Raw genomic sequence first — 12,111 nt, forward strand, 5'->3', positions numbered from 1 at the left:
TAGAGTTACGGCGGCTATAGCGGTGGGGAAACGCCCGGTCCCATTCCGAACCCGGAAGCTAAGGCCACCTGCGCCGATGGTACTGCACTCGACAGGGTGTGGGAGAGTAGGACACCGCCGGAACATCATTCGCGAAAGCCCCCAGCAATGCTGGGGGCTTTCCGCGTATCTACACCCGGTCACCGGCGCTCGAAACGTCAAGCCCCCCTTGGCAATCGTGTGCTCGGTAGTCGCGAGGAAGTAGATTGTCGCCCATGGCCAGCCGAATCCTGGTGTGGAGTGGTTTTGGTGTCGCGTTGGTATCAGCCGTAGCGCTAGCCGGTTACATGGTTGTGGTTGGGCTCGACAAGGCGGCGAAGACGGCCACCGTGGTCGGTGTCTTCCTTACCTTGCTCGGACTGCTGGTGGCGGTGACTGCCCTGTTGATCAATCCGCGCAAGCCTCGAGACCCAGACCCCGATGTGCGCCAGTCGGCGGATGGGGCCGTCGTCCGTCGTCGCCTCGGGCAGGTCGTAAAGGGTGGAACGAGCAGCGTGGAGCAGTCTGCGCGCGAGGCTTCCGCCGATTCACTGGACCAGCGCGTAGAGCGGTGAGGCGAAATAGCGCCCCGCGCGACAACAGACGACCGCTCGACGGCTCGCCGACAACACTGACCGCCGACGGCAGTTCCGTTGCCGGTGACCTCAACCAGACGGTCATCATCGGTCAGACAGTGCTGCCACCCGCACCACTGCCAGCGAAACAGATTGTGGTCGGCGAGATTCCAGGAGTCCCCCGCGGGTACATCCATCGCGAGTCGTTGGACCGGCTGGTGCGGATGCTGGATCGGGATCGTGTGGCTGTGGTGTGCGCACTCACTGGCATGCGCGGTGTCGGGAAGACGCAGGTCGCCGCCGCCTACGCACGAGCGAGGATCGACGCCGGCTGTGGTGCGGTCGGCTGGGTCAACGCGGAGACCTATGACGAGCTGACCAAGGGCTTGGCCGAGTTCGCGGAGGAACTGGGTGTGGCCGATCCCGACGGCGATACGACGAAGTCCGCACAGCGGCTGACCAGGCATCTTGCGACGCGACGCGGCGACGCGCTGCTGGTGTTCGACAATGCGGTCGACCCGGCTCCCGTACTTCGGTTTCTGCCTGCGACGGGAGCGCAGGTCGTCATCACCAGCACCGAACGTTCCTTCACACAGCTCGGTGAGCCGCTCGATATCGATAGGTACGTCAGGCCGGAATCGCGGAGCTACCTTCGAACACGGACCACACTGGACGACGAGAAGGGGGCGAACGCTGTCGCCGAGGAGTTGGGCGACCTACCGCTCGCGCTCGCCTCTGCGGCGGCCACCATCGAGTTGCGGGGGCTCCACTACCAGAGCTACCTGGAACTACTACGTGATGACACGGTCGCCGACTTTATGCCGCACCGCGATGGGCAGCACTACCCGTACTCCACGGCCGCCGCCCTGGTCCTCAATCTCAGAACAGTTGTGGGTGGTGAGCCGACCACGCTGTGCGGCCGCTTGCTCGGCGTGATCGCGCTGCTGTCCGCCGAGGGTGTGACGCGGGAGTTCTTGCACGGACTAGCGGCGTTCGGCAGCGATTTCGACGTCGCTGCCATTGAGCAGGCGCTGGAGCGATGTGTGGCCGGTTCGATCCTCACTTGGTCGCACAAGCGTGATGCGGTGATCATGCACCGATTGATGGCGCGGGTGGTGGTGGAACAGGCACGCAGCGACGTTTACTTTCGAAGTCTCGCCCTCGCCACGTTGGACCTGATTCAGTCGCGGCAGTTCGATCGCGCTGATGGTTGGCGTCGTCGGCACGAAGGTCTCCAGCTCGTATTGCACAGCGAAGCTTTGTGGCAAGCATTGTGCGAGAACGGATTGACGTGACCGACCCGACGATCACCGAGCGTGCTCTGTCGCAGCGGATGTGGAACGTCCGTCAGCTGACCGAAACCGAAAACCTTTCCCTTGCGATCGATTTGGGCTCCCGGGTAGTCGCTGACGCCGAAAGATTGCTGGGTGCAGATCATCCCGGCACACAGTTCGCTCGCAATCTACTTGCGATTGCCTACCGGTCCGCCGGACAGCTGGCACAAGCAATCGAGCTATTGGAGGCGGTGGTCGCGAGCCGGACTTCGACACTCGGTGCTGTCCACCACGACACACTCATTTCCCGAAACGAGCTCGCTTACGCCAACTGCTCGGCCGGGCGGTCGGACGCCGCGATCCGGGAATTCGAAAAGTTGGTACTCGATCACATCGACGTTTTCGGCGCAGCAGATCCGCACACCCTCCATCAGCAGCACGATCTCGCGGGCGCGTACCGGCAAGCAGGAAGGTCGGAGGATGCCGTCGCCCTGCTCGAGTCCGTTTGCGCTGACCGAAGCCGAGTGCTGGGCCCTGACGACCCATCCACCATGGCCTCCCACAACAATCTCGGACATGCCTACTTGACGGCCGGACGGCACGACGAAGCCATAACAACGTTGCAGTCCGTGTGCGGAAGCCGAGCCGGTCGCCTCGGCGAAGATCATCCGGACACCATGACATCCCGCAACAATCTGGCGGCCGCCTATTGCATCGCGAATCGACCCGACGAGGCAGTCGCACTTCTAGAACAGGTTTGCGCTGACCTCATTGAGCACCTCGGGGTCGATCACCCGAAAACACTCAGTTCTCGTGACAATCTCGCGGGCGCATACGGTTCGGCCGGACGGGTGGATGAGTCTGTGGCGTTGCACGAGGAGGTCCTGGCCGACTTCCGCCGAGTGCTCGGGGACGATCACCCGGACACGCTGCTGGCACGCAATAATCTCGCGGGCGCGTACGAGAAGGCTGGAAGGCTCGATGCCGCGGCTACCTGCGCGAGCCTCGCGAAGCCATCGAATTCCACCCATTCGCCAACCACAGGGGAGGCTGGTCATGACTGACCTCGACATCATCGAGCGGGCACTGTCCGCGCGACTGAACGGTGTTGCTCAGCTGATCGAGGCCAGAGATGTTCTCCGGGCCATCGAACTCGGCGAGCAAGTCGTGGCCGACGCCGATCGGCTACTGGGGGCTGATCATTCCGAGGCGTTGAGCGCCCGAAACCATCTCGTCGGCGCGTACGCGTCGGCGGGCAGGCTCGACCAAGCGATTCAACTGGGTGAGGACACGCTCGCGCGCTATTCGCGGGTGCTCGGCCCGGATCATGCCGATACGGCGACGACGAGATTCAATCTCGCTGTCCTCTACCGCGATTCAGTACGTCTCGAGGATACCCTCACCGAGTTCGAGCGCGTCGTCGATCAGCATGTCCGGGTGTTCGGCGCGAATCATCGCGATACCCTGTCCGCGCGCCGCGAACAGGCGGTCACGTATCGCCTCGCCGGACGTTCGAGCGAGGCGATTCAGCGATTCGAGGCGGTCCTCGCCGACGCCGACCGATTGCTCGGCGCCGACGACGCGCTCACCCTGGTCGTTCGGAGCGACCTCGGCAGTGCCATCCTGGGCACGGGCCGCGTCGACGATGCGATCTCGCTGCTCGAATTCGTTGTCGCCGAACACATCCGCGTGTACAGCGCCGATCATCCCGAGACACTGACGGCGCGAGACAACTTGGCCGGAGCCCATCTCGCGGCCGGGCAGCGACAGCTCGAGCGGGCGATCCAGCTGTTCGAAACCAATCTCGCTGAGCATGTTCGGCTGCTTCCGGCCGAACACCCCGGAGTGCTCAACGCCCGGCATAATTTCGCGGGGGCCTGCAAGTCGGCGGGGCGGCTCGATGTTGCCATACCTCGATACGAGGCCCTCGTCGCGGATCGTGCCCGGCTGCTCGGCCCGGATAGTCCGGAAACCTTGCGCACCCGGGACAACCTTGCCGGGGCATACGCCTCGGCAGGGCGAGCCGCCGAGGCTGTCGCACAGTACGAGGCCGTTCTCGAAGACCGTCTCCGGGTGCTCGGAGCTGACCATCCGGGAACGCTGACCACCCGCAGCAACCTCGGCCACGCCTATTACGCGGCAGAACGATTCGATGAGGCCGCGCCTCTGCTCCAGACGCTGCTCGCCGATGCCGAACGAGCGCTCGGCGCTGGTCACCCCTTGATCGAGACCATCCAGCACAACCTGAACCGCACCCGAGACGAACTCGGCCACTCGGATCTTTGAAGGCGGATTCGATGTCGCCGGGTGCGCTGCGAGCGCCTTGCCGAGTTCGGCGCCGTCGAGACGGAGGCCGCGGGACCGTCGATGAAGTCGATGCGGCGAACCAGTCCATCGGCCTGGCCAGCACCACGTAGGTGTGCGGGGGTGTCGCCCTTCTCTCGATGAGCGGGCTAGCCGCGGGGCCAGCGGTGTAGGACCGAGCGGGCGAAGAGTTGGGTGGCGGGGTGGCGGGTGTTGGGGCGGGAGAAGGGATCTGGGGCCATGCGCAGGCAGCGGAGAACTCGGGTCAGGTTCGGGATCCAGTAGGTTACGTCGTCGGCGGTGCTCGGCCTCGGGCCGTTCGGGTAGTGGCCCAGGGCGTCGAAGAAGGGGGCCGCGGTTTGGGCGGCGTCGTCGGTGTCGGTGGCGGAGGCCAGGACATACAGCAGGGCGGCGTCGCGTTCGGAGAGTGCGCTGGGGGCTGAGGTGGGCAGCCATTCGGCGATATGCCACCACAGCGCTACCGGATCCGGCAGCATCTGAAATCCCAGTTCCGACAGCACGAGTCGGTCGCCGCGCTGATGTGTCAGGCCGAGGTTCGACGCTGTGTGCCGGAGTTCGGTCACTGCCCGCGGTTCGCTGTCATCGGCGTACCAGTAGGTTTGCAGGTCCAGCTGACGGAGGATGGTCGCACTGAGGTCGGGTGGCAGGGTTTCGGCCCCGAGCATCAACACCCCATCGCTTCCGATGAGGTTGAGCAGGCAGGAGTACGGGCGCACGGCGTCGGTGGCGACATCACGGCCCACCCGTATGTTTTGTCCGATCATGGCCTGCCCCATGAGATTCAGCAGTCGCCGTCGCGTCCCACCCGACAGTGCCTCCAGTGCTTGGGCGAGGGTGTCCGGTAGCTCGTCATTGGTGAATACCGACTCGGCAATCCTGCCCTGCCCGAACGCGCTCAATTCGAGGTTGACCGCCTCGATATCCAAACCCCTTGGCCCGCCGACACATTCGGCCCGCCTGGAAGCGTCGCCGTATTCGCGCACTGCCTCCAAGCGAATCACGCGTTGCCATTGGTCTACTCGCCCATATCGGTGAAACAACTGATCCCCGGTCTGCCGCACCACCTCGTCCAGCCGAACCCGGTCATCCGGCACCCCCGGCTCCTGCTCCGCGACTTCCAGCCAGCACAGATAGTGCTCGGTCCCGGGCAGGCCGTAATTCGGCGAGGTCCCGAATCGGTATCGCCGCTTGTCCTTCCAGCCGAACGCGGCCTGTAGCACCTCGTGCAACTCGTCCAGGTACAGATCCGACGCGATCTCCAGCTCTCGCCGCGTCCGCCCGCCCGCTTTGACCGATTCGACCCGTAGGCAATAGGTCAGCGTCTCGGGCTGCCGACGCGAGGACGGTGTGGTGTGATCTGAACGCTCCCCATCTCCCATGGAGGCAAGGTAGTGAATCTCCGGCGCCTCGGCTCATGTTTCCCGTCACATTCCGCGGTCACAGCCAACTCCCAGGGAACAAACAGTGCGTACGCAGCGCTGCGCTTGATCATGGAGTCTGTCGGCGGACGGCCGGCGATGTCGCGGTAGACGGAGGTGCTCATGGTTGCTCGGTCCTTGCTCTCCGCGCAGCCGTGGGACGAGCGCGATACCAAGGCGCAGACGGTGATTCGCCGCTTACCGGTGACCTTGGGCTATTTGACAGTTCTGACCCTTTCCGCCGCGGCATTCACCGTGCTGAGCGATTCCGCCGAATCCCGCGTGGTGATGCACGCCAGCACCAACCTGCACAATTTGCTGCGCGGTCATGTCGGCACGCTGTTCTCCAGTGCCTTCGTGATCGGCGATATCGCCGCGGCCTTCCTGATCATCCCGCTGTTCGCCTGCCTGCTCGCCTTCGCGGAGTTGCGGTTCGGTTCGCGCCGACTGCTGCGCATCTTCCTGGCCGGGCATATCGGCGCCACTCTCCTCGTTGCCGCGGGCCTGTGGGTCGCGGTGACCGCGGACTGGTTGCCGGACAGCATCGCCTGGGCCGAGGACGTCGGCGTCAGCTACGGCGCGATGGCGGTGGTCGGCGCACTCACCGTCGCGCTGCCGCAGCGCTGGCAGACGGTGTGGGCCACCACTTGGTTGCTGCTCGCCACCGAGGGCGTCGTGGTCGGCCAGACCTTCACCAACGTCGGGCACCTGCTGGCCCTCGCCATCGGGCTTGCCGTCGCATACGGCCTGCTGCGCCCGAGCACCGGGGAGCGCGAGCCGAAGGCGCCGCGAAATCGGCCGCGACCCGGGCCGATCACACCGGCGCAGCGGCTCACCCGGCTGGAGTCGGGATTGCTTGCCGCAAGCGTGATTCTGGCCGCGGGCCTGCTCCTCGGCTGAGCGACACGTACTACCGGGCTGACGAATGCCGCGCAGGGCCGCTCGCCTAAAGTACTCGGGTGCGCCTAGTGATAGCTCGTTGCCAGGTTGACTATGTCGGTCGGCTGACCGCTCACCTCCCGATGGCCCGTCGGCTGTTGCTGATGAAGGCGGACGGATCGGTGCTCGTGCACTCAGACGGCGGCTCCTACAAGCCGCTGAACTGGATGAGCCCGCCGTGCTGGCTCGAGGAGCGCAAAGACGAAGCCGTCCTCGCCGCGGACGAAGCGGCGGGCGAACTTCCCGAAGGCACACAAGCCCTTTGGGTGGTCACCAACAAAGCCGGCGAAGAACTGCGGATCACAATTCAGGAGATCGAGCACGACTCCTCGCACGAGTTGGGTGTCGATCCCGGCCTGGTGAAGGACGGCGTCGAGGCGCACCTGCAGGAGCTGCTCGCCGAGCACATCCACACCCTGGGCGAGGGTTATTCGCTGATCCGCCGCGAGTACATGACCGCGATCGGGCCGGTCGACATCCTGTGCCGCGACGCCGACGGTGCCACCGTCGCCGTGGAGATCAAGCGCCGCGGCGAGATCGACGGCGTCGAACAGCTCACCCGCTACCTGGAACTGCTCAATCGCGACCCGCTGCTGGCGCCGGTCGCGGGAGTGTTTGCCGCCCAACAGATCAAACCGCAGGCCCGCACGCTCGCCGAGGACCGCGGCATCCGCTGCCTGGTACTGGATTACGACGCTCTGCGTGGCACGGAGAGCAGCGAATTCCGCCTCTTCTAGCCCGTGCGGCGTCCACGCCGCGTCGAGCGCCTGACGGCCCGCCGTTAGGCTGATGGGCATGCCTCGTCGGAAGCCGCGCGCAGATGGCCAAGCGGGCCGCTCGCGGACGGGCGGCGCGCCGATGGGTGACGTATTCGGCCGAACCGAATCGGGACCGGACAACGACGACACCTATATGGTTCGCACGATTCCGGGCAGCCGGGCAATCAAGACATATCGCTGCCCTGGTTGCGATCACGAAATCCCGCCCGGCGTAGCGCATATCGTCGCCTGGCCCGCCTTCGGCGGCGAGGACGATCGCCGCCACTGGCACAACGGCTGCTGGAACGGCAGGCAGACCCGGCGCATCACTCGCCGCTGGTCATGAACTTCGGGCGGTTTGCCGGGTTGGTCGGCACATAAGGAAAGCCGCCCCGGGTGTCCGGAGCGGCTTTCGGTCACATTGTGGCGGTACGTCGTCGCCGTGTGAGATCCGCCGTCAGGAGATGTCGGCGTTCTCGCGCTCGTCGGCGTCGATATCGTCGTCCTCGGCGCTGACCTCGGGAATGGCCTTCGTGCGCGAGCCCTGAACGGACTTCTGCGAACCGCCGATGGACTTGCGCTGGTCCGGAACACCGTCCAGCAGTTCGCTTTCGCGGTTGACGGCCGCGAGCATGGCGGGCACCGAGTCGAGCTGGCCGCGGATACCGAGCAGCTGGGCGAGCACCCGGCCGCGCAGCACGCGCATCTCCTCGGCGAGTTCCTTGGCGTGCGCGATCTTGCGCTCGGAGGTCTGGGTGGCGGAGGTGATGAGGCGGTTGGCCTCGTCGGTGGCGTCCTTGATCCGCTGCGCGGCCTCGGCGCGCGAGGTCGCCTCCAGCTCTTCCATGGCGCGGGTCAGCTTGGTGCGCCGCTCGGCCATGGTGACCTCGAAGTCCTGCTGGGTCGCCTTGCGCTTGGCGTCGGCTTCCTTACCGAGGCGATCGGCCTCGGCCTGAGCGGCTTCGATGATCTTCGCGGACTCGGTGCGGGCGTTGGCGAGGGTCTGCTCGAATTCGATCTCGAGCGCCTCGCGCTTCTCCTTGGTCTCCGCGAGCAGCGACTCGTACTTGCCACGCATCTCGGTGGCCTGCTGCTCCGCGATCGACACCATTTCGGCGGCCTCGGCCTGCGCGAGCGCGCGGACCTCGGAGGCCTCGTCCGAGGCCAGTCGCAGCATGCGGGAGATGCGGTCGGACATGCCTTCCGCGGTGGTCGGCGGGACCGAGAGCCGGTCGACCTCCTTGCGGAGTTCGTCGATCTCGTCCCGCGCGTCCTCGAGCTGACTCGCGAGGTTACGGGCTTGCGCCGCAGCGGCATCGCGGTCGGTAGCGGTGACCCTTAGCTCGGCGTCGAAGCGGTCGAAGTAGTTGCGTACCTCGTCTTGCGCATAACCCTTGCGCACAACGGTGAAGGGCAGTGCAACGAAGCGATTGCGATCGGACTCAGGTGACGACATGGCACACAAACTACAGCCTACTGACACCTCATGGTGACTCGACCGCGAATGTGATTCCGACGAGTTTTTGGCACCGGATCTTGATACTAGTGCGTAACATTCGCGTTTGGTTCGACCAACTCGATCAGCACACCGCCAGCATCCTTGGGGTGGATGAAATTGATGCGGGAACCCGCCGTACCGCTGCGCGGCGCCTCGTACAGCAAACGCAGACCGCGAGCCAGCAGATGAGCGGAGACGGCATCGATATCGGTGACCCGATAGGCGAGTTGCTGCAGGCCGGGGCCGCTGCGGTCGATGAACTTGGCGATCGTGGATTCGGCGTTGAGCGGTGCCAGCAACTGCAGGGCAGTCGAATCGTCCGCAGCACCGGGCAGTGACAGCATCGCTTCGTGTACGCCCTGGCCCTCGTTGACCTCGCGATGGGTCTCGATCATGCCGAGATTGTCGGCATACCAGGCAATTGCGGCATCGAGGTCGGGGACGGCGATGCCCACGTGGTCGACGGCGATGACGTAGTCGCCGGGGATGAAATCGGACGAATCGATGGCGTTGCTCACCACTCGAAGGTAGCGCGCCACCTGCGTGCCGTGGGCCGGGCCACACCGGTTACCGTTGAGTACGGCGGCGCGAGTGTGGCCCGGAGGCGGCAGCTTGTGTAACCACGCAGGGCCTAGGAGCGCCGCCGATCGAAAACTGTATCGAATGCTGCGAGAGAAAAAGCGAGGACTCGTCGTGACCACTTCCGTGATCATCGCCGGTGCGCGTACTCCGGTCGGTCGGCTGCTCGGCGGTCTGAAGGACTTCTCCGGATCCGACCTGGGCGGCTTCGCCATCAAGGCGGCGCTGGAAAAGAGCGGCGTCGCGCCGGACCAGGTCGACTACGTGATCATGGGGCAGGTGCTGACCGCGGGCGCGGGCCAGATGCCGGCGCGCCAGGCCGCCGTCGCCGCGGGCATCCCGATGGATGTGCCCGCGCTGACCGTCAACAAGGTGTGCCTGTCGGGTATCAACGCCATCGCCCTCGCCGACCAGCTGATCCGTGCCGGCGAATACGAGATCGTCGTCGCCGGTGGCCAGGAGTCGATGAGCCAGGCGCCCCATTTGCTCGAAAAGAGCAGGGAGGGCTTCAAATACGGCGATGTCACCATGCGTGACCACATGGCCTACGACGGCCTCTACGACATCTTCACCGATCAGCCGATGGGCGCGCTGACCGAACAGCGCAACGCCACCGACAAGATCAGCCGCGCGGATCAGGACGCGTTCGGCGCCGCCTCGCACCAGCGCGCGGCGGCCGCGTGGAAGAACGGCGTCTTCGACGACGAGGTGGTTCCGGTCGCGGTGCCGCAGCGTAAGGGTGATCCGGTGCTGGTGACCGCCGATGAGGGCATCCGCGCCGACACCACCGCCGAGACGCTGGCCAAGCTGCGCCCGTCGTTCAGCAAGGACGGCACCATCACCGCGGGCACCGCCTCGCAGATCTCCGACGGCGCCGCCGCGGTCGTGGTGATGAGCAAGGAGAAGGCCGAGGCGCTCGGGCTGAGCTGGATCGCCGAGATCGGCGCGGCCGGAGTGGTCGCGGGCCCGGATTCGACGCTGCAGGATCAGCCTGCCAACGCCATCGCGAAGGCCTGTGCGAAACAAGGCATTTCGCCCGCCGATCTGGATCTGGTGGAGATCAACGAGGCGTTCGCCGCCGTCGGTGTCGCCTCGACCCGCAAGCTCGGCATCGATCCGGAGAAGGTGAACGTCAACGGCGGCGCGATCGCCATCGGCCACCCGCTCGGCATGTCCGGCGCCCGTATCCTGCTGCACCTGGCGCTCGAGCTGAAGCGCCGCGGCGGCGGCATCGGCGCGGCGGCACTGTGCGGCGGTGGCGGCCAGGGCGACGCGCTCATCATCAAGGTCTAGTCCGCCACGGACATCGGAGGCCGGTCCCGCACGGGGACCGGCCTTTGTCGTTCCTGCGCACCGCGGGTGGTTTGTCCGGTTAGTGTGACGACTTCAACTACACCTCGTCGTAGCCGTCCGGCACAATGGGGCGCATGGGCAACTTCTTCGACTTGAGCACCGTGGCCAAGCGGTTCCGCTTCATCGCCGTTCTGGAGGCGATCTCGTGGGCCTTCCTCATCGTCGGCATGGTGTTCAAGCGGCTACCCGAGCCCGTCACCTGGCCGGTCAAGGTGTTCGGCATGACGCACGGGATCATCTTCATCCTGTTCGTGATCATGGCGATCGTGGCCGCGCGTGAGCTGAAGTGGTCCCCGCTGGTGACGGTGCTCGCGCTGCTGTCGAGCATCCCGCCGTTCTTCACCGTGCTGTTCGAGGTCCTGGCCGCGCGCTTCGGAAAATTGGGTGAGCTGAGCAACACCGGTGCGGGCGATACCGCGGCCCCGGCCACCGCTTCCTCGTGACAAACTGGAAACCGTGACTCGACCTGCCGCCCGCCGTCCCTCGCCCGCCGTTGCCGCCGCCATGTCCGGTGCGGTGGACCTGTCCAGCCTGAAGCAGCCGCCCGCCGCCGCGGGCGGCGCCGCGCCCGCCGGTGGATATGCGGTCGGCGAGGCGGATTTCGAGGCGAGGGTGCTGCGGCGCTCGATGCAGGTGCCGGTGGTCGTCGCGCTGTACTCGCAGCGCAGCCCCGGCAGCGTCGAGCTGGTGCGCACGCTGGAACGGCTGGTCGAGGCCGATGGCGGCGCATGGGATCTGGCGACCGTCGAGGCCGAGGCGAACATGCGCATCGCCCAGGCGCTGCGCGTGCAGGGCATTCCGACGGTGATCGCGATCGCGGGCGGCCAGCCGCTCGCGGATTTCGAAGGCGCGCAACCGGAACCGCAGGTCCGCCAGTGGCTCACCGCCGTCGTCGACGCGGTCGCGGGCAAGCTCGATGGCGGTGCCGAAGCCGCGCCCGAGGTGCCGGAGGATCCGCGCTTCGTCGCCGCCGAGGACGCGCTCGAGCAGGGTGACCTGGCCGGCGCCGAGGCGGCGTACGAGGCGATCATCGCCGCCGAACCGAACAACGAGGAAGCCAAGAACGCGCTGCGTCAGCTGCGCTTCCTCGCTCGTGCCCAGCAGCTGCCGGAATCGGTGATCGCCACCGCCGACGCGGACCCGTCGAATGTCGACGCCACGCTCGACGCCGCCGATCTGGAAATGCTCAACCAGCAGCCCGAGGCGGCGTTCGACCGCCTCATCGCGCTGATCAAGCGCACCGCGGGCGACGACCGCACCAAGGCGCGCACCCGTTTGATCGAGCTGTTCGACCTCTTCGACAAGGCCGAGCCGTTCGTCGTCGCCGCCCGCCGCAAGCTCGCCGCCGCGCTGTACTGAGGTCGCCGCGCTGAG

At 66.0% G+C, this 12,111-nt stretch carries 13 protein-coding genes and 1 rRNA gene; 11 read left to right on the forward strand and 3 right to left on the reverse strand.

Annotation, left to right across the window (positions count from 1 at the left end; genetic code table 11):
* Nucleotides 1–6 precede the first annotated feature (6 nt).
* The 5 genes from rrf (at nucleotide 7) to ACIG5A_RS07375 (ending at nucleotide 4,153) form a co-directional block, all read left to right on the forward strand.
* Nucleotides 7–123 (forward strand): 5S ribosomal RNA (gene rrf, locus ACIG5A_RS07355).
* A 131-nt stretch (nucleotides 124–254) separates the two neighbouring features.
* Complete coding sequence (locus ACIG5A_RS07360; protein ID WP_397238874.1) at nucleotides 255–593, forward strand: hypothetical protein; 339 nt, start codon at nucleotides 255–257, stop codon at nucleotides 591–593.
* A 218-nt stretch (nucleotides 594–811) separates the two neighbouring features.
* Nucleotides 812–1,888 (forward strand): hypothetical protein, encoded by a 1,077-nt coding sequence (locus ACIG5A_RS07365; RefSeq protein WP_397238876.1) that lies wholly within the window; start codon nucleotides 812–814, stop codon nucleotides 1,886–1,888.
* The gene (locus tag ACIG5A_RS07370; protein WP_397238878.1) at nucleotides 1,885–2,931 is read left to right on the forward strand and encodes a tetratricopeptide repeat protein; all 1,047 of its coding nucleotides are present in this window, start codon (nucleotides 1,885–1,887) and stop codon (nucleotides 2,929–2,931) included. The genes ACIG5A_RS07365 and ACIG5A_RS07370 overlap by 4 nt, the downstream gene beginning before the upstream one ends.
* Nucleotides 2,924–4,153 (forward strand): tetratricopeptide repeat protein, encoded by a 1,230-nt coding sequence (locus ACIG5A_RS07375; RefSeq protein WP_397238879.1) that lies wholly within the window; start codon nucleotides 2,924–2,926, stop codon nucleotides 4,151–4,153. The genes ACIG5A_RS07370 and ACIG5A_RS07375 overlap by 8 nt, the downstream gene beginning before the upstream one ends.
* A 167-nt stretch (nucleotides 4,154–4,320) precedes the next feature.
* Here ACIG5A_RS07375 and ACIG5A_RS07380 read toward each other — a convergent pair whose 3' ends face one another.
* Nucleotides 4,321–5,571, reverse strand: coding sequence for a hypothetical protein (locus tag ACIG5A_RS07380; protein ID WP_397238880.1), 1,251 nt, complete (start codon nucleotides 5,569–5,571; stop codon nucleotides 4,321–4,323).
* Nucleotides 5,572–5,733: 162 nt separating this feature from the next.
* On the opposite strand from ACIG5A_RS07380, the gene ACIG5A_RS07385 reads away from it, so the two are divergent.
* From ACIG5A_RS07385 to ACIG5A_RS07395, 3 genes are read left to right on the forward strand one after another with little or no spacing between them, the layout of a single operon-like run.
* A complete protein-coding gene (locus tag ACIG5A_RS07385; protein WP_397238882.1) occupies nucleotides 5,734–6,510 on the forward strand; it encodes a rhomboid-like protein in 777 nt (258 codons plus the stop codon).
* 59 nt (nucleotides 6,511–6,569) lie between these two features.
* Entirely contained in the window at nucleotides 6,570–7,286 is a 717-nt protein-coding gene (gene nucS, locus ACIG5A_RS07390; RefSeq protein ID WP_397238884.1) for an endonuclease NucS, read from the forward strand.
* A gap of 58 nt (nucleotides 7,287–7,344) precedes the next feature.
* Nucleotides 7,345–7,653 (forward strand): ATP/GTP-binding protein, encoded by a 309-nt coding sequence (locus ACIG5A_RS07395; protein ID WP_397238886.1) that lies wholly within the window; start codon nucleotides 7,345–7,347, stop codon nucleotides 7,651–7,653.
* 111 nt (nucleotides 7,654–7,764) lie between these two features.
* Here the strand turns inward: ACIG5A_RS07395 and ACIG5A_RS07400 are convergent, their stop codons facing one another.
* A complete protein-coding gene (locus tag ACIG5A_RS07400; RefSeq protein WP_397238888.1) occupies nucleotides 7,765–8,763 on the reverse strand; it encodes a hypothetical protein in 999 nt (332 codons plus the stop codon).
* Nucleotides 8,764–8,849: 86 nt separating this feature from the next.
* On the reverse strand, nucleotides 8,850–9,323 hold the full coding sequence (gene mce, locus ACIG5A_RS07405; RefSeq protein WP_397240566.1) for a methylmalonyl-CoA epimerase: 474 nt from the start codon (nucleotides 9,321–9,323) through the stop codon (nucleotides 8,850–8,852).
* Nucleotides 9,324–9,498: 175 nt separating this feature from the next.
* Between mce and ACIG5A_RS07410 the strand changes: the two genes are divergently transcribed.
* From ACIG5A_RS07410 to ACIG5A_RS07420, 3 genes are all read left to right on the forward strand, one after another.
* On the forward strand, nucleotides 9,499–10,677 hold the full coding sequence (locus tag ACIG5A_RS07410) for an acetyl-CoA C-acetyltransferase (protein WP_397238890.1): 1,179 nt from the start codon (nucleotides 9,499–9,501) through the stop codon (nucleotides 10,675–10,677).
* Between the two features lie 134 nt (nucleotides 10,678–10,811).
* Nucleotides 10,812–11,180: a DUF3817 domain-containing protein gene (locus ACIG5A_RS07415; protein ID WP_397238892.1), complete on the forward strand. Its 369-nt coding sequence runs from the start codon at nucleotides 10,812–10,814 to the stop codon at nucleotides 11,178–11,180.
* A gap of 61 nt (nucleotides 11,181–11,241) precedes the next feature.
* On the forward strand, nucleotides 11,242–12,096 hold the full coding sequence (locus tag ACIG5A_RS07420) for a tetratricopeptide repeat protein (RefSeq protein ID WP_397240567.1): 855 nt from the start codon (nucleotides 11,242–11,244) through the stop codon (nucleotides 12,094–12,096).
* The last annotated feature ends 15 nt before the right edge of the window (nucleotides 12,097–12,111 follow it).

It is taken from the genome of Nocardia sp. NPDC052566, from assembly GCF_044547285.1.
Classification (GTDB): Bacteria; Actinomycetota; Actinomycetes; order Mycobacteriales; family Mycobacteriaceae; genus Nocardia.

What these genes read in the sequence shown, in the direction of transcription:
- ACIG5A_RS07360 (WP_397238874.1), top strand. Translation starts at nt 255, where the DNA reads ATGGCCAGCCGAATCCTGGTGTGGAGTGGTTTTGGTGTCGCGTTGGTA.
- ACIG5A_RS07375 (WP_397238879.1), top strand. Translation starts at nt 2,924, where the DNA reads ATGACTGACCTCGACATCATCGAGCGGGCACTGTCCGCGCGACTGAAC.
- ACIG5A_RS07380 (WP_397238880.1), bottom strand. Translation starts at nt 5,571, where the DNA reads ATGGGAGATGGGGAGCGTTCAGATCACACCACACCGTCCTCGCGTCGG.
- ACIG5A_RS07385 (WP_397238882.1), top strand. Translation starts at nt 5,734, where the DNA reads ATGGTTGCTCGGTCCTTGCTCTCCGCGCAGCCGTGGGACGAGCGCGAT.
- ACIG5A_RS07395 (WP_397238886.1), top strand. Translation starts at nt 7,345, where the DNA reads ATGCCTCGTCGGAAGCCGCGCGCAGATGGCCAAGCGGGCCGCTCGCGG.
- ACIG5A_RS07400 (WP_397238888.1), bottom strand. Translation starts at nt 8,763, where the DNA reads ATGTCGTCACCTGAGTCCGATCGCAATCGCTTCGTTGCACTGCCCTTC.
- ACIG5A_RS07415 (WP_397238892.1), top strand. Translation starts at nt 10,812, where the DNA reads ATGGGCAACTTCTTCGACTTGAGCACCGTGGCCAAGCGGTTCCGCTTC.
- ACIG5A_RS07420 (WP_397240567.1), top strand. Translation starts at nt 11,242, where the DNA reads ATGTCCGGTGCGGTGGACCTGTCCAGCCTGAAGCAGCCGCCCGCCGCC.